Below are 23,964 nucleotides of genomic sequence, written 5' to 3'. Positions count from 1 at the left end.
TATTGACCAATGGATATTAGACAAGTTCGTGAAACCATCGAAATGATTGAGGAGCAACATTTTGATATTCGAACCATTACCATGGGAATTTCCCTCTTAGATTGTATTGATTCCGATATCAATCGTGCGGCAGAAAAAATTTACCAGAAAATTACGATGAAAGCTTCAACTTTAGTAGCGATTGGAGATGAGATTGCTGCTGAATTAGGGATACCTATTGTTAATAAAAGGGTGTCTGTTACACCGATTTCTTTGATTGGGGCGGCAACAGACGCTACCAATTACCTACCATTAGCAAAAGCACTAGATAAAGCTGCGCATGAAATTGGAGTTGATTTCATTGGTGGTTTTTCTGCTTTGGTTCAAAAAGGCTATCAAAAAGGTGATGACATTTTGATTAATTCTATTCCTCAAGCCTTAGCAGAAACGTCAAAAGTCTGTGCTTCTGTCAATATTGGTTCGACTAAGTCGGGGATTAATATGAGCGCGGTCGCTGATATGGGACGTATTATTAAAGAGACTGCCCAAAAATCAGACCTAGGAGCCGCTAAGTTGGTTGTTTTTGCTAACGCTGTTGAAGATAATCCTTTTATGGCAGGTGCTTTTCATGGTGTTGGTGAAGCAGATGTAGTCATCAACGTTGGGGTATCTGGCCCTGGTGTTGTTAAGCGTGCACTGGAAAAAGTTCGTGGAGAAAGTTTTGATGTTTTAGCAGAAACAGTTAAGAAAACAGCCTTTAAAATTACCCGTATTGGTCAGCTGGTAGGGCAAATGGCTAGCGAACGTTTGGGTGTTAAATTTGGCATTGTTGACTTATCCTTAGCGCCAACGCCAGCAATTGGAGATTCTGTCGCGCGTGTTCTGGAAGAAATGGGCTTGGAAACAGTAGGAACGCACGGGACTACAGCAGCTTTAGCTTTACTTAATGACGCTGTAAAAAAAGGTGGTGTTATGGCTTGTAACCAAGTAGGTGGTTTATCAGGTGCTTTTATTCCGGTATCTGAAGATGAGGGGATGATTGCTGCCGTGCAAAATGGTGCGTTAAACCTTGAGAAACTTGAAGCAATGACAGCTATTTGTTCAGTTGGATTAGATATGATTGCTATTCCAGAGGATACACCATATCAGACCATCGCAGCAATGATTGCTGATGAAGCCGCAATTGGTGTGATAAATCAGAAGACCACTGCAGTTCGGATTATCCCTAAAGGTCAAGTAGGCGACTTGATTGAGTTTGGTGGCCTACTTGGGATGGCACCGGTCATGCCTGTCAACAAAAATTCCTCAGCAGATTTTATTGCGCGCGGTGGACAGATTCCTGCACCAATACATAGCTTTAAAAATTGATAATAGACTAGTTAATCTGTTGATTGCTGTTTTTCCTTGCAAATTTTCTTTCCAAATGATAAGATTTTAGGAAATAAAAGGAGGATTTTACAATGACAGAAGAAAAGTTAGATTCTAAATTTGAAGAAGTTAAAGGTCGTGCTAAAGAGGCTACTGGAAAAGTCCTCGGGGATAAAAAGTTAGAAGTTGAAGGCTTGGTCGAAAAGGAAATTGGAAAGATCAAACAAAAATTCGAAAAATAAACGAATGAAGGACATCACTTAGGTGGTGTCTTTTCATGAGTGGCAAATAACCCTAAACGTTGATTTGATTGCCTGTAAAAGCAAAATCATGCTATAATCTTATTATCTATAGAATCTGGGAGGATAAGATGTCGAAAACGAGATTATATATTGCCCGTCATGGAAAAACCATGTTTAATACAATTGGTCGTGCTCAAGGTTGGAGTGATACCCCCTTAACTAAAAAAGGAGAAGAGGGGATTCGAGAATTAGGCCTTGGCTTAAAAGATGCAGGCATTCCTTTTAAAGCAGCTTTCTCTAGCGATTCTGGTCGAACAATGCAAACTATGGAGATTATTCTTAAGGAATCCGAAAACGAATTTCTCCCCTATACTAGAGATAAAAGAATTCGGGAATGGTGTTCTGGTAGCCTAGATGGTGCTTATGATGCAGAGCTTTTTATGGGGGTTTTGCCAAGAACTAAAGCCTTTGAAGGAAAAAAAGATATGCGTGATGTTCCATATTCTGAGTTGGCTGAAAGTATCGTTGAGGTCGACACCGCTAATTGGGCTGAGTCGTGGGATGTTTTGAAAAAACGGATTTATGAAGGTTTTGAGGCTATCGCTTTATCCATTGAAAATTCCGGAGGTGGAAATGCTATTGTTGTTAGTCATGGTATGACAATTGGAACTTTTATGTGGTTGATTGATCCTAACCGTGAAAAACAATTTATTGATAACGGCAGTGTAACTATTGTTGACTTTGAAGAGGGACAATTTCACATTAAAGCTATTGGTGATATGAGTTATCGTTATCGTGGCCAAGAGATTATAGAGAAAATATCAAATGAAAAATAATAAGTTACTACTTTTTTTGATGCAGGTTTTAGCCTTGCTTTTGTTTGTCCTTTGCTTATATATTTTTATTAAGGGCGATGCTACCCTTTTAAATCCTAAAAAGGTTCAAGAGAGTCAGAGTGTTACAGAAAAAAAGACAACAGTTACTTCGAAAGCTAATAGTGATTTACCCAAGGTTTCAGCTAAAGACTGGGAGTTAGTTTTAGTTAATCGTGACCATATAAAAGAAGAGATGAATCCGGAACTTTCGGAGATTAATGGTATCTATGTGGATAAAAGGATTGCAGATGCAACAGCTGATTTTTTAGCGGCAGCTCAGGCTGTGAGTCCTCAGGAACATCTCATTTCTGGTTATAGAAGTGTCGAATATCAGGCACAGCTTTATCAGACTTACCTTGCTCAGGAAATGGCAAAGGATCCTAATCTAACACAAGAAGCCGCGGAGAAACTGGTTCAAACCTACTCTCAACCTGCGGGTTCTAGTGAACATCAAACTGGTCTAGCTATTGATATGAGTACAGTTGACCAGCTAAATCAAAGTGATCCAGCAGTTGTTAAACAAATTATTGCTTTAGCGCCTAAGTATGGTTTTGTTCTACGATTTAAAGATGACAAAAAGGAAAGTACTGGCGTTGGGTATGAAGATTGGCATTACCGTTATGTAGGTAAGGAATCAGCGGCATATATGACAAAGCATAACCTTTCTTTAGAAGAATATATTAAGGTTTTGAAGGAGAAACAATGAGAGCGCGTTTGAAATTACCTGTGTTTTTAGCAATAATTGCCTTCTTTCTACTGGCTTGCGTTTTGCCACTTGTTATTAATAGTCATGCTAATCAAGCTTATAAAAAGGTAAAGGTCCCTTACACTCAAAAAGAATTTATAAAAGAAATAAGCAAAGAAGTTATTCCTTATGCCAAAGTTTATGGTATTCGATCATCGGTTATTATTGGCCAAATTTTGTTGGAAAGTCAGAATGGACAAACCCTTTTAGCTTCACGTTATCATAATTTGTTCGGAATGGAAGCTAGACCTGGTCAGGCATTTGCAAACTTATATGTTTCAAAGAAAGTAGCCTCTCAATCAAATGATAGCTTTGTTCGTTTTACCCGCTATTCTGATTGGCAGAATTCAATTGCTGATTATTTTTCAACTCTACGTAAAGGACAGGTTTGGGATAAACAACTTTATCGGGAATTAGCTACACAAGAAGGCTATAAGGCTCCTGCTCAAGCTCTCGAAGATTACATCTATTCTTACGATAAAGATTACTCTAACAAATTAATAAAAGTTATTGAAGATAACGATTTGACTCAGTTCGACAAATAAATTAGCACTCTAAAAAAAGAGTGCTAATTTTTTGAGGTTTTTTCTTGACAGGTAGGATATTAAGAGTATAATAGAAATATAAGTTAGCAGTCTTGAGGTTTGAGTGCTAATTCCGAAAGGGGTGATTGTTAGTGATCACAGAGCGTCAGAATGAAATTCTAAATTTGATTGTTGACTTGTTCACGCAAACTCATGAACCGGTCGGGTCAAAAGCTCTGCAAGCAAGTATAGAGACGAGTAGCGCGACCATTCGTAATGAAATGGCTAAGCTTGAGAAGTTGGGGTTGCTAGAAAAAGCTCATACCTCAAGTGGACGAATGCCTAGTGCGGCAGGGTTTAAATATTTTGTCGAGCATTCTTTGAATCTTGACAGTATTGATGAAAGAGATGTCTATCAGCTTGTGAAAGCTTTTGATTTTGAAGCCTTTAAGCTAGAGGATATACTGGCAAAAGCAAGTCATGTCTTAGCTGCGATTACAGGTTATACAGTTGCTATTTTGGATGTAGAGCCGTCGAGGCAAAAGCTGACAGGTTTTGAAATTGTTAAACTTTCCAATCACGATGCTTTAGCTGTCCTTAATCTGGATGAATCTAAGCCGATTACAGTCCAGTTTGCTATTCCTAAAAACTTTCTAAAGCGTGATTTATTCATCTTAAAGGAAATTGTAGATGAACGTTTACTAGGACGAGAACTAATGGATGTTCACTACAAACTAAGAACTGAAATTCCTCAAGTTCTTCAGAAATATTTTACAGTAACGGATAATGTTTTAGATTTGTTTGATTATATTTTTAAGGGATTATTTCAAGAAAGTGTTTTTGTAGATGGCAAGGTTCATGCCCTTGATTATGCAGGCTTACAAACTTATCAGTATTTAGACAATGAACAAAGTTTAGCTTTGACAATACGCCAAAGTATGGCAGAAAATGAAATGGCTACCGTTCAAGTTGCTGATAGTAGTGAACCAGCTTTAGCAGACTTAAGTCTTTTGACTTATAAATTTCTTATCCCTTATCGAGGATTTGGTTTACTTAGCCTAATAGGCCCCATTGATATGAATTATCGACGAAATGTTAGTTTAATTAATGTGGTAGGACGTATTTTGGCAGTGAAACTGAGAGATTACTATCGCTATTTAAACAGTAATCATTACGAGGTTCATTAGTTTATAACCTTGTTCAAAGAAAATAAAGAAAGAGGACCTTCAATTGTCAAAGAAAGATAAAGAAGATATTCAAAAAGAAGAAATTGAAAATGTGACCGAGGAGACTGAGCAAAAAAAGGTTGAAGAAACTGAGGCACCCATTGAAAAAACAGAATTAGAATTAGCTCTTGAGAAGGCGGAAGATTTTGAAAATAAATACCTTCGTGCCCATGCTGAAATGCAAAATATTCAACGCCGAGCTAATGAAGAACGTCAGAACCTTCAACGCTATCGTTCACAGGATTTAGCAAAAAAAATCTTACCGAGCTTAGATAATCTTGAACGCGCGCTTGCTGTTGAAGGCTTAACCGACGATGTTAAAAAAGGTTTAGTGATGGTTCAAGAAAGTCTCGTTCAGGCATTAAAAGAAGAAGGAATTGAAGAAGTAGCGACAGAAAGCTTTGACCATAATTTACATATGGCCGTGCAAACATTGCCAGCTGATGACAATCATCCAGCAGATAGCATTGCAGAGGTTTTCCAAAAAGGCTATAAGCTTCATGAAAGATTACTTAGACCCGCAATGGTTCTTGTTTATAATTAACAACTATTCATTTAACAGATAATCATTTTCGACCGCCAAGTCGTTAAACTAGCCTAGTACAAGAAAAAATAAAGAGGTATATAAGATGTCTAAAATTATTGGTATTGACTTAGGAACAACAAACTCAGCAGTAGCAGTTCTTGAAGGAGCTGAAAGCAAAATTATTGCTAACCCAGAAGGAAATCGTACAACTCCTTCAGTAGTATCGTTTAAAAATGGAGAAATTATTGTCGGTGACGCTGCTAAACGTCAAGCAGTGACAAACCCTGAAACTATTATCTCTATTAAATCTAAAATGGGAACTTCAGAGAAAGTTGCAGCAAATGGAAAAGAATATACTCCACAGGAAATCTCTGCAATGATTCTTCAATACCTTAAAGGTTATGCTGAAGATTACCTTGGTGAAAAAGTAACAAAAGCTGTTATCACAGTTCCAGCTTACTTTAACGATGCTCAACGTCAAGCAACAAAAGATGCAGGTAAAATTGCAGGCCTTGAAGTAGAACGTATCGTCAATGAACCAACTGCAGCAGCTCTTGCTTACGGTCTTGATAAGACAGATAAAGAAGAAAAAATCTTGGTCTTTGACCTTGGTGGTGGTACCTTTGACGTTTCAATCCTTGAACTAGGAGATGGTGTCTTTGATGTGCTTGCTACCGCGGGTGACAATAAACTTGGTGGGGATGACTTTGACCAAAAAATCATTGATTTCTTAGTAGAAGAATTTAAAAAAGAAAATGGCATTGATTTATCTCAAGATAAAATGGCCTTACAACGTTTGAAAGATGCTGCTGAAAAAGCTAAGAAAGACCTTTCAGGTGTGACTCAAACACAAATTTCATTACCATTTATCACTGCCGGAGCTGCTGGACCGCTTCACTTGGAAATGAGCTTGTCTCGTGCTAAATTTGATGATTTAACACGTGATCTTGTTGAACGCACTAAGACTCCGGTTCGTCAAGCTCTTTCAGATGCAGGACTATCCTTATCAGAAATTGACGAAGTTATCTTAGTTGGTGGTTCAACTCGTATCCCAGCTGTTGTCGAAGCTGTTAAAGCTGAGACTGGTAAAGAACCTAATAAATCTGTAAACCCTGATGAAGTTGTTGCTATGGGTGCTGCTATTCAAGGCGGCGTCATCACTGGAGATGTTAAAGATGTTGTTCTTCTTGATGTTACCCCACTATCACTTGGTATCGAAACTATGGGTGGTGTCTTCACTAAATTGATTGACCGTAACACAACTATCCCAACATCTAAATCACAAGTTTTCTCAACAGCTGCAGACAATCAACCAGCCGTTGATATCCACGTTCTCCAAGGGGAACGCCCAATGGCAGCAGACAACAAGACTCTTGGACGCTTCCAATTGACAGATATTCCTGCAGCTCCTCGTGGTATTCCACAAATCGAAGTAACTTTTGACATTGATAAAAATGGTATTGTTTCTGTAAAAGCAAAAGACCTTGGCACACAAAAAGAGCAACACATCGTTATTAAGTCAAACGACGGTCTTTCAGAAGAGGAAATTGACCGCATGATGAAAGATGCAGAAGCAAATGCAGAAGCAGATGCTAAACGTAAAGAAGAAGTAGATCTTAAGAACGAAGTAGACCAAGCTATCTTTGCAACTGAAAAAACAATCAAAGAAACAGAAGGTAAGGGCTTCGATACTGAACGTGATGCTGCACAATCAGCTCTTGATGAATTGAAGAAAGCGCAAGAATCTGGCAACCTTGAAGATATGAAAGCGAAACTTGAAGCACTCAACGAAAAAGCACAAGGGCTTGCAGTTAAAATGTATGAACAAGCGGCAGCAGCACAACAAGCCGCTCAAGGAACAGAAGAAACACAATCAACAGATTCAAATAAAGGCGATGATGTTGTTGATGGTGAGTTTACTGAAAAATAAGCTTATCCTATTAGACAGAGCTAATCTAAGCTAGTTCCTTATATTATTAGGTGTTGAAGTTAGTAAAAAGGCGAGGTAATCATTTGAAAATGCGTGATTGTCTCTCCTCCTGTTTAATAAAACAATAATCGATATTTGGGTGAGACTTTGTATTGTCTCAGTCTATGATGAGTAAAATATCCAAAGTCAGAGGTTTTACCAGACCTCTGTTTTTGGCTAATTGATTAGGTTTACCTTTTAATCATACAGAAAGGAATCAAGGTGTTCAAAAGCTGAACACGGTCGTTCATGTGAAGGCGGGCAGCTAAATGTGCTTAAATGGGCCGCAGCTCTATAAAAAGGAATTTTCTAGAGGCAAATACTTGACTCTTGTTCTTATTTTTGTGGAGATATTAACGACTTTTATATCTTAATACTATGAATAATACAGAATTTTATGACCGCTTGGGGGTATCAAAGAATGCCTCGCAAGATGAAATTAAAAAAGCTTATCGGAAGATGTCAAAAAAGTACCATCCAGACATCAATAAAGAAACTGGAGCTGAGCAAAAATATAAAGACATTCAGGAAGCATATGAAACTTTGAGTGACTCACAAAAACGAGCTGCTTATGACCAATATGGTGCAGCAGGCGCACAAGGTGGTTTTGGTGGCGGTGCTGGTGGATTCGGTGGTTTTGATGGCTCTGGATTCGGTGGCTTTGAAGATATTTTCTCCAGTTTCTTTGGAGGGGGCGGCGGGATGCGTAATCCTAATGCTCCAAGACAAGGTGACGATTTACAGTACCGCGTTAACCTATCCTTTGAAGAGGCTATTTTCGGAGCTGAAAAAGAAGTTTCTTATCATCGTGAAGCAACTTGTCATACGTGTGCTGGCTCAGGTGCTAAACCAGGAACTAGTCCTGTAACGTGTGGTCGCTGTCATGGTTCGGGTGTTATCAATGTAGACACTCAAACACCACTTGGAATGATGCGTCGTCAAGTAACCTGTGATGTTTGTCATGGAACAGGACAAGAAATTAAAGAACCATGTCAAACTTGTCATGGAACAGGTCATGAAAAAGAGACTCATAAAGTTTCTGTTAAAATACCAGCAGGAGTAGAAACAGGCCAACAGATTCGTTTGCAAGGTCAAGGTGAGGCAGGGTTTAATGGAGGTCCTTATGGAGACTTATTCGTGGTCTTAAATGTTCTTCCAAGTAAGAAATTCGAACGGAACGGCTCAACCATTTACTATACGATGAACATTAGCTTTGTACAAGCTGCTTTGGGAGATGTAGTCGATATCCCTACAGTTCATGGAGATGTTGAAATGGCTATTCCTGCAGGAACGCAAACAGGAAAAGTTTTCCGCTTGAAAGGCAAAGGTGCTCCTAAACTTCGGGGTGCAGGACAAGGCGATCAGCATGTTACAATTAATATTGTAACTCCAACCAAACTAAATGATAAACAAAAAGAAGCTCTTCAAGCTTTTGCGCAAGCAAGTGGCCAAGAAGTTAGCACACCAAAGAAAAAAGGTTTCTTTGATAAAATGAAGGATGCTTTAGAAGATATTTAAAAAATCATAACTTAGAAGATACTCTTCTAAGTTATTTTTTTTTGAAAAAAACTTGCATCTTTGGAATATGTGGTGTAGAATATTAAACATATTTAGTTTGATTATCAAATAACTTTATATAAAAATAATTTTGTGATCAAATAAAATAAGAAAGTAGGCTAATATGACATTTCAAAATATTATGTTTGAAAAAGAAAGTGACTTAGCTGTTTTAACTCTCAACAGACCGGAAGTATCAAATGGTTTCAACGTTCCTATGTGTCAGGAGATACTACATGCAATCAAGACTGTTGCTAGTGATGATGCTATACGTTTTTTGATTATTAAGGCTAAGGGTTCAGTTTTCTCTGTGGGTGGGGATCTGGTTGAAATGGAAAAAGCTGTGGCTGATGACGACATCCAGTCACTTGTGGATATTGCTAAATTAGTTCAGGAAATCTCCTTTGCAATCAAGCAATTAGCGAAGCCAGTAATCATGTGTACCGATGGAGCAGTTGCAGGAGCAGCAGCAAACATGGCTCTAGCAGTTGATTTTTGTATTTCAAGTCTGAAAACAAAGTTTATCCAAGCTTTTGTTAATGTTGCTTTAGCTCCGGATGCTGGTGGACTCTTCTTTTTGACAAGGGCGGTAGGACTTAATCGAGCCACTCATCTGGTTATGACAGGAGAAGGGGTAACAGCTGAAAAGGCTCAAGAATATGGTTTTGTTTATAAAGCAGTTGAAAGTCTAGAGCTTGAAAAAACATTAAGCCAACTCTTAAAAAGATTAAGACGTGGCTCATCAAATTCCTACGCTGCTATGAAAAAGCTTATTTGGGAAAGTTTTTTTAAAGAGTGGACTGATTATGCTCGTCTAGAATTGGACCTCCAAGAACAACTTGCTTTCAAAGAGGATTTCAAGGAAGGTGTTAGAGCTTTCTCGGAAAGACGATTACCTAAATTTCAAGGAAAATAGAGTAAAACCTTGCAAAATACTTTGGTGTTTGATATAATTTGATAGTCAAAGTTTATTGTTGGGAGGTGACAACTTGGAATATACAAAAATAAATGACTACCTAGTTGATGTGTTCAATCGGATTTTGGTCATTGAAGAAATGAGTTTGAAAACTAGCCAGTTCAAGGATGTTTCTATAAAAGAAATGCATACTATTGAAATTATTGGAAAGTTTGAAAATGTTACTCCAAGTGATATCGCTAGGGAGCTTATGGTGACTTTAGGCACTGTAACCACTAGTCTCAACAAACTCGAAGCTAAAGGCTATATTGAGCGAAGACGCTCCAGTTCAGACCGTCGAGTTGTCTATTTAAATTTGACGAAAAAAGGAAGACTCTTGGATCGTTTACATGCTCAATTTCATAAAAACATGGTCGGACACGTTGTTGCAGACATGGATGAAGAAGCTATGAAAGCCCTTCTAAGAGGCTTAGAAAATTTACATCAGTTTCTGGAGGACTTGGTTTAATGCCTTATTCAAAAATTAGTCAGGTAGCTCATTATTTACCCGATCAAGTGGTTAGTAATGAGGACTTGACCAGTATTTTAGAGACAAACGATGAGTGGATTTCTTCAAGGACAGGCATTAGAAAACGACGTATAACAAAATCGGAAACGACTAGTGATTTAGCTAGTCAGGTTGCTCAGCAATTGCTAGAAAAATCAGATTATCAAGCTACTGATATTGATTTTATTATTGTTGCGACAATTTCTGCTGATACCGTTATGCCTTCAGTAGCAGCTAAGGTGCAAGCTTATACTGGTGCAACAAAAGCTTTTGCTTTTGATATGACTGCTGCTTGTAGTGGCTTTGTCTTTGCCTTAGCAATGGCAGACAAGTTGATTAGTTCAGGGGCTTATCAAAAAGGAATGGTTATCGGAGCTGAAACTCTTTCTAAGAGCTTAGACTGGTCAGACCGTTCAACCGCTGTTCTTTTTGGTGATGGTGCTGGGGGTGTTTTGTTAGAATCATCTGAAACTTGTCATTTTTTAGCTGAGTCTTTGAATACTGACGGTAGAAGAGGCTCTAGCTTAACATCTGGACAGAGTGGATTGAATTCACCTTTTTCTGATGAAACGGACAGTTCTCCTTTTATCCGAATGGATGGAAGAGCTATCTTTGATTTTGCTATTCGAGATGTTGCCAAAAACATCAAGCAGTTGATAGAAGATTCCTCATTATCGAAAGAAAATATTGATTATTTCTTACTTCATCAAGCAAATCGACGCATTTTAGATAAAATGGCTAGAAAGATTGCTTGTCCTCGTGAGAAATTTTTAGAAAATATGATGAACTATGGTAATACTAGCGCAGCTAGTATACCAATTCTCCTATCAGAGGCAGTTCAAGATGGTCATATTTTATTAGATGGTAGCCAAACTGTCTTACTTTCTGGTTTTGGTGGAGGTTTGACATGGGGAAGTCTAATTGTTAAAATCTAGTTATATTATGTGCCTTTGCACATTATAAAAATAAATAAAGAATATTTAAGGAGAAATATAATGTCAGTATTTGAAAAAGTACAAGAAATTATCGTTGAAGAACTTGGTAAAGAAGCAGAGGAAATCAAAATGGAAACAACTTTTGATGACTTAGATGCTGATTCACTCGATGTATTCCAAGTCATTTCAGAGATTGAAGATGCTTTTGATATTCAAATTGAAACTGAAGAAGGTTTGAATACTGTAGGTGATTTGGTTGCCTATGTTGAAGAAAAAACAAAATAAAACTTAGCTTTTTAAGTATATGACGAGACATCATATCATTGAGGGTGAGATTAGCCCCCTGTCAAAAGGACCTAACTCACTCTTTCTTTATTTCTATATAGTTTGATTATCAAATTATTTTACGGCAAGAGAAGGATACTATGAAAACACGTATTACAGAATTACTAGATATTGAATACCCTATTTTTCAAGGAGGGATGGCTTGGGTTGCAGATGGTGACCTTGCGGGAGCAGTTTCCAATGCTGGTGGCTTAGGCATTATTGGTGGAGGAAACGCACCAAAAGAAGTCGTTAAGGCCAATATTGACCGCGTTAAATCAATTACCGATAAGCCATTTGGTGTCAATATTATGCTACTTTCACCCTTTGCGGATGATATAGTTGACTTAGTGATTGAAGAAGGTGTTAAAGTGGTAACGACTGGTGCGGGGAATCCTGGTAAATACATGGAGAGATTGCACCAAGCAGGAATCATTGTGATTCCGGTAGTTCCAAGTGTTGCACTGGCAAAACGTATGGAAAAATTAGGAGTTGATGCAGTCATTACTGAAGGAATGGAAGCTGGGGGTCATATTGGGAAATTGACTACTATGACATTGGTGCGCCAAGTGGTGGACAGTATTTCTATACCAGTTGTTGCAGCTGGAGGGATTGCTGACGGACAAGGAGCCGCTGCAGCCTTTATGCTTGGAGCGGAAGCTGTACAAGTTGGAACACGTTTTGTTGTTGCAAAAGAATCAAATGCTCATCAGAATTTCAAGGATAAAATTTTAAAAGCAAAAGATATCGACACTATTGTATCTGCCCAAGTTGTTGGACACCCAGTACGTGCCTTAAAAAATAAATTGACATCGGCTTATGCAAAAGCTGAAAAAGAGTTTTTAGCGGATAAACGTACAGTTCAAGATATTGAAGAAATGGGAGCTGGAGCTTTGCGAAACGCTGTTGTTGACGGTGATGTGGTTAATGGATCCGTTATGGCTGGTCAAATTGCTGGCTTAATTCAAAAAGAAGAAAGTTGTCAAGCGATCATTGAAGATATCTTCTATGGAGCAGCAGCTGTTATTCAACAAGAATTTAAGCGTTGGGAAACCATTAAGATAGACTAAATCATTTTGACATAGACGAGGATGATAAATGACAAAAATTGCTTTTTTATTTGCAGGACAGGGAGCTCAAAAAATAGGTATGGGTCACGACTTTTATGAGACCTATCCTATTGCCAAGAAAACCTTTGATCAAGCTCAAGAATTACTAGGTTATGATTTACGACAGCTAATTGATACAGATGCTGAAAAACTAAATCAAACTCGTTACACACAACCAGCGATTTTGACGACTTCAATTGCTATTTACCGAGTATTAACAAGTTTTGATATCAAACCTGATATGGTAGCAGGACTTTCCCTTGGAGAATATTCGGCTTTAGTAGCGTCAGGAGCTATCTCTTTTGAGGAGGCTTTGCAATTAGTTGCTAAACGTGGTCAATTCATGGAAGAAGCTGCTCCAGTAGGTTCAGGTAAAATGGTAGCTGTATTGAACACCCCTGCTGAACTGATTGAAAAAGTATGTCAATTGGCATCGCATAAAGGGGTTGTATCACCGGCTAACTATAATACACCTGGTCAGATAGTTATAGGAGGCCAAACTGAAGCAGTTAATGAAGCGGTTGAGCTTTTAAAGGAAAGAGGAGTTAAACGTTTGATTCCACTTAATGTTTCTGGACCATTTCATACAGCTTTGTTAGAATCAGCCAGCATTAAACTAAGTCAAGAATTGGGAAAAATAGACTTTAAAGATTTCGAATGTCCTTTAATTGGGAATACGGAAGCAGATGTTATGAACCGAGATGAAGTTCCTCAATTATTAGCTCGCCAAGTTATGGAACCAGTCAGGTTTTATGAGAGCATCAAAAAACTTCAGGAGAGAGGTTGCGACCAAGTGATTGAGATTGGTCCTGGAAGTATTTTAAGTGGCTTCATTAAAAAAATTGATAAAAGCTTAGAAACAACTAGTATTGAAGATATAGCTTCATTGCGACACTATTTAGAAGGTAGGAAAGAAAAGAAATGGATGTAAAAGGTAAAAATATTTTTATTACTGGATCAACTCGAGGTATCGGCTTAGCTATTGCAAAAGAATTTGCTCAATTGGGAGCTAATGTCATCTTAAATGGCAGATCATCTGTGGCACCAGAAGTTTTATCATCTTTTGAAGTATTTGAGGGTAAGGTATTCTTTATTTCTGGAGACGTTTCAGATCAAAAAGACGCTGAGCGAATGATTAATGAAGCTATTGAATTATTTGGATCAGTAGACATTCTCATTAATAATGCTGGTATTACCTATGATAAACTCTTATTAAAAATGACTCAGGAAGATTTTGAGACTGTGTTAAGAATTAATTTAACCGGAGCATTTAATATGACAAAATCAGTCTTAAAACCGATGTCAAAAGCACGACAAGGTGCTATTATCAACCTGTCTAGTGTAGTTGGCTTAACTGGGAATATTGGTCAAGCCAATTATGCAGCTTCAAAAGCAGGATTGATTGGTTTTACAAAATCAGTTGCTAGAGAAGTGGCAGGACGCGGAATTACTGTCAATGCTATTGCTCCAGGATTTATTGAATCAGATATGACTGATGTGTTATCGGAAAAAACAAGAGAGGCTATTCTTAGTCAAATTCCTATGAAACGAATTGGGAAGGCTGAAGAAGTCGCTAAATTGACAAGTTATTTAGCTAGTCAAAGTTATATCACAGGTCAAGTTATCGCCATTGATGGCGGAATGACCATGCAATAAGATTGAGGTAATAAAAATGACATTTAAGCGAGTAGTAATAACAGGATATGGCCTGACATCTCCGATTGGAAATACCCCTAAAGACTTTTGGTCAAGCTTGAAAAATGGTAAAATTGGTATTGGCCCAATTACAAAATTTGATACCAGTGATTTTGCTGTAAAAAATGCCGCTGAAGTGAATGACTTTCCATTTGATAAGTATTTTGTAAAAAAAGATTTAAATCGATTTGATACTTATTCTCTTTATGCATTGTATGCGGCTAATGAAGCGGTAAATAACGCTAAATTAGATCTAGAAACAATTAATTCGGATCGTTTCGGTGTCATTGTGGCGACGGGGATTGGTGGCATTCAGGAAATTGAAGAGCAGGTCATTCGTCTACATGAAAAAGGGCCCCGTCGCGTTAAACCAATGACATTACCCAAAGCCTTGCCGAATATGGCAGCAGGAAATGTTGCTATGCGAGTAGGAGCCCATGGTATTTGTAAATCAATTAATACAGCTTGTGCATCATCAAATGATGCCATTGGCGATGCTTTTCATCTTATCAAATTCGGCTTACAAGATATTATGATAACTGGTGGAGCAGAAGCAGCTATATCTAAATTTGCCATTGCTGGTTTCCAAAGTTTAACTGCTTTATCCACTACAGAAAATCCTACACGTGCTTCGATTCCTTTTGATAAAGATCGAAATGGCTTTGTTATGGGAGAAGGTTCAGGCATGCTAGTTTTAGAAAGTCTTGAACACGCTCAAAAACGAGGTGCGACTATTCTTGCGGAGATTGTGGGTTATGGAAATACTTGCGATTCTTATCATATGACATCGCCTCATCCGGAAGGTTTAGGTGCTCGTAAAGCTATTAAACTTGCATTAGAAGAAGCTTCAATTTCTGCTGACACTATTGACTATGTAAATGCCCACGGAACTTCAACTCCTGCAAATGAAAAAGGAGAAAGTCAAGCTATTGTGGCAGTACTTGGTAAGGAAGTGCCTGTATCATCAACCAAATCATTTACTGGCCACCTTTTAGGAGCAGCTGGTGCGATTGAAGCTATTGCAACTGTGGAAGCAATGCGCAATGATTATGTTCCGATGACAGCTGGGACACGAGAACTATCTGACGATATTGAAGCAAATGTGATATTTGGACAAGGACAAGAAAAAGAAATCCATTATGCCATTTCAAACACTTTTGGTTTTGGTGGGCATAATGCAGTATTAGCTTTCAAAAAGTGGGAGGAATAAGTTGAATATTCAAGAAATTAAGGATTTGATGACACAATTTGATCAATCAAGCCTAAGAGAATTTTCATTTAAATCACAAGATGAGGTTTTAAGTTTTAGTAAAAATGAAACCAATATTGCTCTGCAAACGCCGTCTTTTGAAGAACCGGGGTTAGCAACAGAATCATCACTACCTACAAATAAAGTCACTATCACTGATTCTATCACTCAAAACACAGTGGCCGTAGACCCTTTATTAGATGAGAAAGCTGAAGGAGAATTGGTTGAAAGCCCTCTAGTTGGAGTTGCTTATCTGTCCCCTGGTCCAGGTAAAGATAATTATGTAACTATTGGAAGTCAAGTGAAGAAGGGACAAACCTTATTAATTATTGAGGCTATGAAAGTTATGAATGAAATTCCGGCTCCTCACGATGGTGTCATAACAGAAATTCTTGTTTCTAATGAAGAAGTTGTCGAATTCGGAAGTGGGTTGGTTAGACTAAAATGATAAATATTAAGAAAATTCAAGAAGCTTTGCCGCACCGCTATCCTATGTTACTGGTTGACAGAGTTTTAGATGTTACAGAGGATAAAATCGTTGCCTTAAAAAATGTAACGATTAATGAACCTTTTTTTGAAGGACATTTTCCTGATTATCCTGTAATGCCAGGAGTTTTAATTATGGAAGCTTTAGCGCAAGCAGCTGGTGTACTAGAGTTATCAAAAACAGAAAACAAAGGGAAACTTGTCTTTTATGCCGGTATGGACAAAGTTAAGTTTAAAAAACAAGTTGTTCCTGGAGATCAACTCATCATGACAGCAACCTTCCTTAAAAGACGTGGAACTATTGCTGTCGTAGAGTCAAAAGCAGAAGTTGATGGTCAATTGGCTGCTAGTGGTATTCTAACTTTTGCGATTGGTAACTAAGAACTACAGATTCTGTGGAGGAAAATAATGTTTAAAAAAATCTTAATCGCTAATCGTGGCGAAATTGCTGTTAGGATTATCCGAGCAGCTCGAGAATTAGGGATTTCCACAGTAGCCGTTTATTCTGAAGCTGATAAGACAGCTCTACATACCATGCTTGCTGATCAAGCTATTTGTATAGGTCCTGCTCGTTCAACTGATTCTTATTTAAATATGAAATCAGTCTTATCTGCTGCTATTGTGACAGGGGCGCAGGCTATTCATCCAGGCTTTGGTTTTTTAAGTGAAAACTCTAAATTCGCAACTATGTGTGAAGAAATGAATATAAAATTTATCGGTCCAGCTGCAACCATTATGGATAAGATGGGAGATAAAATTAATGCACGTGCAGAAATGCAGAAAGCAGGCGTCCCTGTTATTCCAGGTTCTGATGGTGAGGTTTTCTCAGTACAAGAAGCACAAGAGGTTGCAGATAAAGTAGGTTATCCCATTATGTTAAAGGCCTCTGCTGGTGGGGGTGGTAAAGGTATTCGCAAAGTCACGACTGCTAATGACTTAAGAGAAGCTTTTGAGTCTGCTTCTCAAGAAGCTCTTAGTGCTTTTGGAAATGGTGCGATGTATGTTGAGAAGGTCATTTATCCAGCTAGACATATTGAAGTGCAAATTTTAGGTGATTCTTATGGACATGTAATTCATTTGGGTGAGAGAGATTGCTCATTACAACGTAACAACCAAAAAGTTCTGGAAGAGAGTCCTTCTATTGCAATCGGCGAAACCCTTCGTAAAGAGATGGGGGAGTCTGCCGTTAAAGCTGCGCAAGCAGTTGGTTACGAAAATGCTGGAACGATTGAATTTTTATTAGATGAGAAAAGTGGCCAATTTTATTTCATGGAAATGAATACGCGTATTCAAGTTGAGCATCCGGTGACAGAGTTTGTAACTGGTATTGATCTTGTTAAGGAACAAATTAAGATAGCTGCTGGTATGGAGCTGGAAATCAAGCAAGACGATATTAGGATTTCTGGCCACGCTATTGAATGCCGTATCAATGCTGAAAATCCTAAATTCAATTTTGCACCGAGCCCTGGGAAAATTACTGACCTGTATTTGCCTAGTGGTGGTGTTGGTTTGCGGGTTGATTCGGCAGTCTATAATGGCTATACTATCCCTCCGTATTATGACAGCATGATTGCTAAAGTTATTGTTCACGGGGAAAATCGTTTTGATGCCTTAATGAAGATGCAAAGAGCTTTATATGAATTAGAAATCGAGGGGATTTCGACTAATATCGATTTTCAATTGGACTTGATTGCAGATCAGCATGTTATAGCTGGTGACTATGATACAGCTTTTTTGATGGAAAGCTTTTTACCAGCCTATTCTAACAAAGAAGAGGAGTGATTATGGCTTTATTTAGTAAAAAAGATAAGTACATTCGAATTACCCCTCATATCACCCAAAAGAGCGTTGTCAGTCAGCTTGTTCCAGAAGTTCCTGATGAACTCTTTGCTAAATGTCCGGCTTGTAAACATTCTATTTACCAAAAGGACTTAGGACCTGCTAAAATATGCCCAGAATGCTCCTATAATTTTCGGATATCTGCTCAAGAGCGTCTTGCTTTAACTATTGACGAAGGTAGCTTCCAAGAACTTTTTACGGACTTTGAGACTGAGGATCCTTTGAATTTTCCACAATATAAGGATAAATTAGCTAAAGCAAAAGAGCTTACCGGCTTACACGAAGCTGTTTTGACTGGAGTAGCTAAGGTAAAAGGCTTTAAACTTGCTTTGGCGGTTATGGATTCTCACTTTATTATGGCTAGTATGGGAACGGTTGTTGGAGAAAAATTGACCCGCCTTTTTGAATATGCCACCAAAGAAAACTTACCGCTGGTTGTTTTTACAGCTTCTGGTGGAGCGCGAATGCAAGAAGGTATTATGAGTTTGATGCAGATGGCAAAAGTATCTGCGGCTGTGAAGAAGCATTCAAATGCTGGGCTTTTCTATTTGACGATTTTGACAGACCCGACAACGGGCGGTGTCACTGCGAGTTTTGCTATGTTAGGTGATATTATTCTTGCCGAACCTCAATCACTCGTAGGTTTTGCGGGAAGACGTGTCATTGAAACGACAGTTAGAGAGAATCTTCCAGAGGATTTCCAAAAAGCAGAGTTTCTCCTAGAGCATGGTTTTGTGGATGCTATTGTTAAAAGGACAGAGCTTCGCGATACTATCGCGCATTTAGTGGGATTTCATGGAGGTGTCAGATGACGGATGTAGCACGGATTCTAAAAGAAGCCCGAGATCAGGGCCGGATGACGACTCTTGACTATGCCGACCAATTGTTTGACGATTTTATGGAACTTCACGGAGATCGTCTATATGCTGACGATGGTGCAGTTGTTGGAGGTATAGGTTACTTAAATGGTCTTGCTGTTACGGTTGTTGGGATCCAGAAAGGTTCTAACCTACAAGATAATCTGCATCGTAATTTTGGTCAGCCTCATCCAGAAGGTTATCGAAAAGCTTTGCGTTTAATGAAGCAGGCTGAGAAATTTGGCCGTCCTATCATTACGTTTATTAATACTGCTGGTGCTTACCCTGGAGTAGGTGCAGAAGAAAGAGGTCAGGGCGAAGCAATTGCTCGTAATCTTTTAGAGATGAGTGATTTGAAAGTTCCTATTATTGCAATTATAATCGGTGAAGGTGGTTCTGGTGGGGCATTGGCACTAGCTTTAGCTGATCAAGTTTGGATGCTTGAAAATTCCATTTACGCCGTTCTTAGTCCAGAAGGTTTCGCTTCCATTTTGTGGAAGGATGGGTCGAGAGCTACAGAAGCAGCTGATCTGATGAAAATTACGGCTAGAGAATTACTCCAAATGAAGATTGTAGATCGTATTATTCCTGAACGTGGTTATTTTTCAAGTGAGATTATCGCTAAGTTGAAAAAGCATTTAATTGCTGAAATTGAAAATTTGCGGAAATTACCACTAGAAGAATTATTAGAAAATCGGTACAACAGATTTAGAAAATATTAAAAATCCTGATTAGGATTTTTTTTGCAAAAAGAAGAAGTAGTATGAAAATAAAAAGCTATTGCTACTTATCGTTGTGCTAACTGCTTGTCAGAATTCATCTTATAAAGAAAAAGATCATAGCTGGGTTTTAAATCAGAAAAGGACATAAGAAAAGGATAGAAAATTTCTATCCTTTCAGGTTTAAGACAAACTAGACTAGCAGTCTGGTTGTCTTTTGTTTTATCCTTGATTTTTTATTTTGGTGAAATAATGTTAGCACCACCCATATAAGGACGGAGAACTTCAGGAATAGTGACTGAGCCATCTTCATTTTGATAATTTTCTAAAATTGCTGCAACGGTACGTCCAACAGCAAGACCAGAACCATTAAGGGTATGGAGTAGCTTAACTTTACCATCGGCTTCATCTCGGTAGCGGATTTGTGCACGACGAGCTTGGAAATCTTCTGTGTTGGAACAACTTGAAATTTCTCTATAGGTATTTTGTGCAGGTATCCAAACCTCCACATCGTACGTTTTAGCGGCAGAAAAGCCCATATCCCCAGTGCATAATGCTATAACCCGATAAGGAAGGTTAAGTTTTTGTAAGATATTTTCAGCGTTGGCGGTCATTTTTTCAAGTTCATCATAAGACTCTTCAGGTTTTGCAAATTTAACCATTTCTACCTTATGGAATTGATGTAAACGAATGAGACCGCGTGTATCACGGCCTGCTGAACCTGCTTCTGAGCGGAATGATGGGCTCATAGCGGTAAAGTAGATCGGTAATTCTTTGCCATCAAGAATTTCACCACGGTAATAATTGGTCAAAGGAACTTCTGCTGTAGGAATAAGAACGAAATTAGTATCAGCCAATTCAAAAGTGTCTTCTTTAAATTTTGGATATTGACCTGTTCCAAACATAGAATCATGATTAACTATGTAAGGAGGGATAATTTCCTGATAGCCTTCTTTTGCATGTTCATCTAGCATAAAGTTATAGAGTGCTCGTTCAAGTCGAGCGCCTAAGTTTTTATAGAATAAGAAGCGCGCACCAGTAACTTTTGCGCCACGCTCCCAGTCAAGAATATCTAAAGCTTCTCCCAAATCCCAATGTGCTTTGATGTCAAAGTCAAATTCACGCGGTGTTCCCCAACGGCGAACTTCAACATTTTCTTCCTCATCAGCACCAACGGGAACAGAATCGTGGGGTGTATTAGGGAGGGTTGTAATGATTTCAGTTACTTTTTCATCAATTTCAGCTAATTCATTATCAATTGCTTTAATATCTGCTGAGACCTTTTGCATATCAGTAATTTGCTGATTTGCATCTTCTTTTTGACGTTTTGCTTGGGCAATAGCAGCAGAAGCAATATTACGTTCAGCTTTTAATTCTTCAGATTTGACAAGTAATTGTCGCCGTTCTTGATCCAAATCTTTTAAGTGGCTAAGTGTTTCTTCAGAGACACCGCGCATTTTTAACTTTGCGGCCACACTATCAAAATCAGTTCTGATACGTTTTAAATCTAACATGATAAACTCCTTTATTTTATATAAAAAAATACAGAATATGAAATGCTGGAGCGCTTTTGCGCGGTTCCATCCAGCTTCACATCCTGTGCACTTAATTAGTATTGAATTGATTAAATCGGTAGAATTTCACATGGGCAACTTATCTGTTCACAGCAAGCACAGACTTTCTGAAAAGGTGACCATATTACTTATCCGACAAGTTTATTATATCAAATTTATTTGATATGTAAATAAGAAAAATGCTTTTATAGCAAACGCCGACTTCTGCATTTCCTAAAAACTTATGATAAAATATGGCTATGACTGCAAAAATGAAAAAAGAAAGCCGAACACATCACTATGGTTTGGATTTATTACGAATTATTTCCATGTTTATGATTGTTGTGACTCACGTATTAGGAAAAGGTGGCCTTAGATCGGAAGTTGATGGACAAGCAGACTCTTATTTTATTGTGACATGGGTCATTCAGGTTTTAGTATATGGAGCAGTTAATTGTTATGCTTTAATTAGTGGTTATGTAGGGATAAATTCAACATACCGATATTCAAAATTAGCTAATATCTGGTTGCAGGTTTTCTTCTATACTTTTACAATTACTTTATTATTTTCCTTGGCTGGCTTCCCGGTGATCTTATTAAATTGGCGTCAAGCTTTTTTACCAATTGTTAGTGGCCAATACTGGTATATGTCTGCCTATTTTGGCTTACTTATTTTTATGCCAATGCTTAATGGTGGCCTCAAAGCTTTGTCGGATAAACAGTTGCGAAACCTTGTCATTTTGATTGCCATTGTATTTTCTATCTTACCTGCTATGATGAATAATCGCGTTGCTGAGTTTTCATTGAGTAAGGGGTTTGAGATGACCTGGTTGCTTATTCTGTATATTTTGGGCGCATATCTACAGCGATTAGACTTGAAACGATTTAGTACTTACAAGTTGCTGCTTGTTTATGTCATATCAATGGTAGTCACTTATGTTATGAAGTTTATTGTTGGGAATATTTGGTACTGGTATGTATCTCCAAGCCTCAGTTTAGGAGCTATTTGTTTATTTATAGTTTTTGCAAAGATGACTATATCTGAGCAACACAAGCTTCATGCTTTTATTGTACTAGTAGCCCCCACTACGTTAGGCGTTTATCTAGCACATTTGCACCCCTTATTAGTAAAGTTTGTTATTCGTGATTTTGCTGAACCATTTATTAACGCACCTATTTTTATTTATCCATTTTTAATATTAGGAGCAAGTTGCCTCATTTATATGTGTGCCTTTTTCGTTGAGAAAAGTCGCATCTACCTTTTTAAATGCTTAAGAGTCAATTACTTAATGGAGTGGATTGATCGTAAATTACCTTTTGATAATTAAAAAAATAAACTGAAAGAAGTCAGTTTATTTTTTTCGTCTAAACCATCTAGCGATAATTGTTTGAATAAGTGTTGGTAATCTAACAACCTTTTCATTTCCGATTCTTTCTCTAGCAACTTTTAAAATCTTTCCCGAATCTTTAGAAGCAAATAAAAATTTACCTTTATCCGTAAAAATCTCAAAATGGCGACTAATTTTTTTTCTTGAAACATTAGCTCCAATTTGATTTATGGAGGTCCAAGGAATTTGAATATAATCTTCTACATTTTTATCGCTGTAAAATTCAAATGCTTTATCACCAATTAAAATTTTCCCAACTTTACCTCCCATACCAAGGTATGAGACTGCTTTAGTTTGTAAGATGACTGAACTATTCATGGATTTAGCCATTAATCTAACCCCTTCTAAAAAAACTATAGTTATTATAGCATATATTAATAGTAAAGATAAAAACCTGAGATAACAATCCCAGGTTTTGTCATTATTACATGATATGTAGTACACGAGCAAGGATACCAACAGCAAACAAAGCGATAATGATTGTGATTGGTGAAACTTTTTTCTTCAGCAACCACATACATAGGAATGTAAGGGCAAGTCCCATTAATCCAGGAATAAGTGAATCAAGTTGTCCTTGGAGTGATTGTTCTTGATATTTATCAAGGCTCATACCATTGAGTGCTTGACCAAGGATTCCTTTTAATTCTGCTCCGTTGATATTTCCTTTAGGGAACTCAACATAAGCACCTTTTGATAGAAGTTTAGATGGCAGTCCAACTGTAAATTTAATAGATACCCAACGTTCTACCAAAACGGCAAGAATGAACATACCAAGGATTGAAGCACCTTTTGTGATATCTTGAAGGATTCCACCTGACATGTCTTTAGTGATTTCAGAACCAGCTTTATAACCAAACTCTTGAGTATACCATAAGAAGGCCATACGAATGATGTTCCATCCAAAGAAGAATAATAGAGGACCAACAATATTACCAGATGATGCAAGAGAAGCACCAAGGGCACCTAAGATTGGGCGAACTGTAAACCAGAAGACGGGATCACCAATACCAGCCAAAGGTCCCATCATACCAATCTTAACCCCTTGAATAGCTGCGTCATCAATATCAGTCCCATTAGCTCTTTCTTCTTCAAGTGCTAAAGTAACCCCCATGATTGGAGCGGCAACATATGGGTGAGTGTTAAAGAATTCAAGGTGACGTGCAAGTGCAGCAGATTGATCTTCTTTTGTTGTGTATAGTTTTTTAATGGCTGGAATTAATGCATATGCCCAACCTAAGTTTTGCATACGTTCGTAGTTCCAAGAACCTTGTAAGAATTGTGAACGCCACCATACTTTCTGACGATCGGATTTTGATAATTTAATTTGTTCAGTCAT

Annotated in this window: 26 protein-coding genes; 23 read left to right on the top strand and 3 right to left on the bottom strand. The window is 37.9% G+C overall.

The window, feature by feature from the left end; genetic code table 11:
• Positions 1-9: 9 nt before the first annotated feature.
• The 22 genes from FGK96_RS08945 to FGK96_RS08840 all read left to right on the top strand — a co-directional run bounded on the left by FGK96_RS08945 (position 10) and on the right by FGK96_RS08840 (position 19,690).
• Positions 10-1,347: a PFL family protein gene (locus FGK96_RS08945; RefSeq protein WP_138083213.1), complete on the top strand. Its 1,338-nt coding sequence runs from the start codon at positions 10-12 to the stop codon at positions 1,345-1,347.
• Between the two features lie 92 nt (positions 1,348-1,439).
• On the top strand, positions 1,440-1,589 hold the full coding sequence (locus FGK96_RS08940) for a CsbD family protein (RefSeq protein ID WP_138083211.1): 150 nt from the start codon (positions 1,440-1,442) through the stop codon (positions 1,587-1,589).
• 128 nt (positions 1,590-1,717) lie between these two features.
• Positions 1,718-2,425 (top strand): histidine phosphatase family protein, encoded by a 708-nt coding sequence (locus tag FGK96_RS08935; RefSeq protein WP_138083209.1) that lies wholly within the window; start codon positions 1,718-1,720, stop codon positions 2,423-2,425.
• The gene (locus FGK96_RS08930) at positions 2,415-3,170 is read left to right on the top strand and encodes a M15 family metallopeptidase (protein ID WP_138083207.1); all 756 of its coding nucleotides are present in this window, start codon (positions 2,415-2,417) and stop codon (positions 3,168-3,170) included. Before FGK96_RS08935 ends, FGK96_RS08930 begins: the two co-directional genes overlap by 11 nt.
• On the top strand, positions 3,167-3,754 hold the full coding sequence (locus tag FGK96_RS08925) for a glucosaminidase domain-containing protein (RefSeq protein ID WP_138083205.1): 588 nt from the start codon (positions 3,167-3,169) through the stop codon (positions 3,752-3,754). The genes FGK96_RS08930 and FGK96_RS08925 overlap by 4 nt, the downstream gene beginning before the upstream one ends.
• A gap of 131 nt (positions 3,755-3,885) precedes the next feature.
• Positions 3,886-4,920: a heat-inducible transcriptional repressor HrcA gene (hrcA, locus tag FGK96_RS08920; RefSeq protein WP_138083203.1), complete on the top strand. Its 1,035-nt coding sequence runs from the start codon at positions 3,886-3,888 to the stop codon at positions 4,918-4,920.
• Positions 4,921-4,963: 43 nt separating this feature from the next.
• Complete coding sequence (grpE, locus tag FGK96_RS08915; protein WP_138083201.1) at positions 4,964-5,503, top strand: nucleotide exchange factor GrpE; 540 nt, start codon at positions 4,964-4,966, stop codon at positions 5,501-5,503.
• An 85-nt stretch (positions 5,504-5,588) separates the two neighbouring features.
• Entirely contained in the window at positions 5,589-7,415 is a 1,827-nt protein-coding gene (gene dnaK, locus FGK96_RS08910; RefSeq protein ID WP_138083199.1) for a molecular chaperone DnaK, read from the top strand.
• Positions 7,416-7,832: 417 nt separating this feature from the next.
• The gene (dnaJ, locus tag FGK96_RS08905) at positions 7,833-8,972 is read left to right on the top strand and encodes a molecular chaperone DnaJ (protein ID WP_138083197.1); all 1,140 of its coding nucleotides are present in this window, start codon (positions 7,833-7,835) and stop codon (positions 8,970-8,972) included.
• Between the two features lie 163 nt (positions 8,973-9,135).
• Positions 9,136-9,927 carry an enoyl-CoA hydratase gene (locus FGK96_RS08900; protein WP_138083195.1) on the top strand — a complete coding sequence of 264 codons (792 nt, stop codon included), beginning with the start codon at positions 9,136-9,138 and terminating at the stop codon, positions 9,925-9,927.
• 73 nt (positions 9,928-10,000) lie between these two features.
• Positions 10,001-10,435, top strand: a complete 435-nt coding sequence (locus tag FGK96_RS08895; protein ID WP_003085625.1) for a MarR family winged helix-turn-helix transcriptional regulator — start codon at positions 10,001-10,003, stop codon at positions 10,433-10,435.
• Positions 10,435-11,409: a beta-ketoacyl-ACP synthase III gene (locus FGK96_RS08890; RefSeq protein ID WP_138083193.1), complete on the top strand. Its 975-nt coding sequence runs from the start codon at positions 10,435-10,437 to the stop codon at positions 11,407-11,409. The genes FGK96_RS08895 and FGK96_RS08890 overlap by 1 nt, the downstream gene beginning before the upstream one ends.
• Before the next feature lie 60 nt (positions 11,410-11,469).
• Positions 11,470-11,694: an acyl carrier protein gene (locus tag FGK96_RS08885; protein WP_138083191.1), complete on the top strand. Its 225-nt coding sequence runs from the start codon at positions 11,470-11,472 to the stop codon at positions 11,692-11,694.
• A 140-nt stretch (positions 11,695-11,834) separates the two neighbouring features.
• Positions 11,835-12,803 (top strand): enoyl-[acyl-carrier-protein] reductase FabK, encoded by a 969-nt coding sequence (gene fabK, locus FGK96_RS08880; RefSeq protein WP_138083189.1) that lies wholly within the window; start codon positions 11,835-11,837, stop codon positions 12,801-12,803.
• 28 nt (positions 12,804-12,831) lie between these two features.
• The gene (gene fabD / locus FGK96_RS08875) at positions 12,832-13,773 is read left to right on the top strand and encodes an ACP S-malonyltransferase (protein WP_138083187.1); all 942 of its coding nucleotides are present in this window, start codon (positions 12,832-12,834) and stop codon (positions 13,771-13,773) included.
• A complete protein-coding gene (gene fabG, locus FGK96_RS08870; RefSeq protein ID WP_138083185.1) occupies positions 13,764-14,498 on the top strand; it encodes a 3-oxoacyl-[acyl-carrier-protein] reductase in 735 nt (244 codons plus the stop codon). The genes fabD and fabG overlap by 10 nt, the downstream gene beginning before the upstream one ends.
• Positions 14,499-14,514: 16 nt before the next feature.
• Entirely contained in the window at positions 14,515-15,747 is a 1,233-nt protein-coding gene (gene fabF, locus FGK96_RS08865) for a beta-ketoacyl-ACP synthase II (RefSeq protein WP_138083183.1), read from the top strand.
• Position 15,748: 1 nt separating this feature from the next.
• Positions 15,749-16,234 (top strand): acetyl-CoA carboxylase biotin carboxyl carrier protein, encoded by a 486-nt coding sequence (gene accB, locus FGK96_RS08860; RefSeq protein WP_138083181.1) that lies wholly within the window; start codon positions 15,749-15,751, stop codon positions 16,232-16,234.
• Entirely contained in the window at positions 16,231-16,653 is a 423-nt protein-coding gene (gene fabZ / locus FGK96_RS08855) for a 3-hydroxyacyl-ACP dehydratase FabZ (RefSeq protein WP_138083179.1), read from the top strand. Before accB ends, fabZ begins: the two co-directional genes overlap by 4 nt.
• Positions 16,654-16,680: 27 nt before the next feature.
• On the top strand, positions 16,681-18,054 hold the full coding sequence (locus FGK96_RS08850; protein ID WP_138083177.1) for an acetyl-CoA carboxylase biotin carboxylase subunit: 1,374 nt from the start codon (positions 16,681-16,683) through the stop codon (positions 18,052-18,054).
• A 2-nt stretch (positions 18,055-18,056) separates the two neighbouring features.
• Complete coding sequence (gene accD, locus FGK96_RS08845; RefSeq protein ID WP_138083175.1) at positions 18,057-18,923, top strand: acetyl-CoA carboxylase, carboxyltransferase subunit beta; 867 nt, start codon at positions 18,057-18,059, stop codon at positions 18,921-18,923.
• Positions 18,920-19,690, top strand: coding sequence for an acetyl-CoA carboxylase carboxyl transferase subunit alpha (locus FGK96_RS08840; protein ID WP_138083173.1), 771 nt, complete (start codon positions 18,920-18,922; stop codon positions 19,688-19,690). Before accD ends, FGK96_RS08840 begins: the two co-directional genes overlap by 4 nt.
• Before the next feature lie 233 nt (positions 19,691-19,923).
• Here the strand turns inward: FGK96_RS08840 and serS are convergent, their stop codons facing one another.
• Positions 19,924-21,201 carry a serine--tRNA ligase gene (gene serS, locus FGK96_RS08835; RefSeq protein WP_138083171.1) on the bottom strand — a complete coding sequence of 426 codons (1,278 nt, stop codon included), beginning with the start codon at positions 21,199-21,201 and terminating at the stop codon, positions 19,924-19,926.
• Between the two features lie 293 nt (positions 21,202-21,494).
• Between serS and FGK96_RS08830 the strand changes: the two genes are divergently transcribed.
• Positions 21,495-22,568 carry an acyltransferase gene (locus FGK96_RS08830; protein WP_138083169.1) on the top strand — a complete coding sequence of 358 codons (1,074 nt, stop codon included), beginning with the start codon at positions 21,495-21,497 and terminating at the stop codon, positions 22,566-22,568.
• A 24-nt stretch (positions 22,569-22,592) separates the two neighbouring features.
• Here the strand turns inward: FGK96_RS08830 and FGK96_RS08825 are convergent, their stop codons facing one another.
• Both FGK96_RS08825 and FGK96_RS08820 read right to left on the bottom strand, forming a co-directional pair.
• Positions 22,593-22,958 (bottom strand): DUF956 family protein, encoded by a 366-nt coding sequence (locus FGK96_RS08825; RefSeq protein ID WP_138083167.1) that lies wholly within the window; start codon positions 22,956-22,958, stop codon positions 22,593-22,595.
• A 94-nt stretch (positions 22,959-23,052) separates the two neighbouring features.
• On the bottom strand, positions 23,053-23,964 hold the full coding sequence (locus FGK96_RS08820; RefSeq protein WP_003083270.1) for a PTS system mannose/fructose/sorbose family transporter subunit IID: 912 nt from the start codon (positions 23,962-23,964) through the stop codon (positions 23,053-23,055).

The sequence above is a fragment of the Streptococcus porcinus genome (genome assembly GCF_901542335.1).
Classification (GTDB): domain Bacteria; phylum Bacillota; class Bacilli; order Lactobacillales; family Streptococcaceae; genus Streptococcus; species Streptococcus porcinus_A.
Note: the sequence above shows the minus strand (reverse complement) of the source record. Positions and strands in the feature narration are given on the sequence as shown.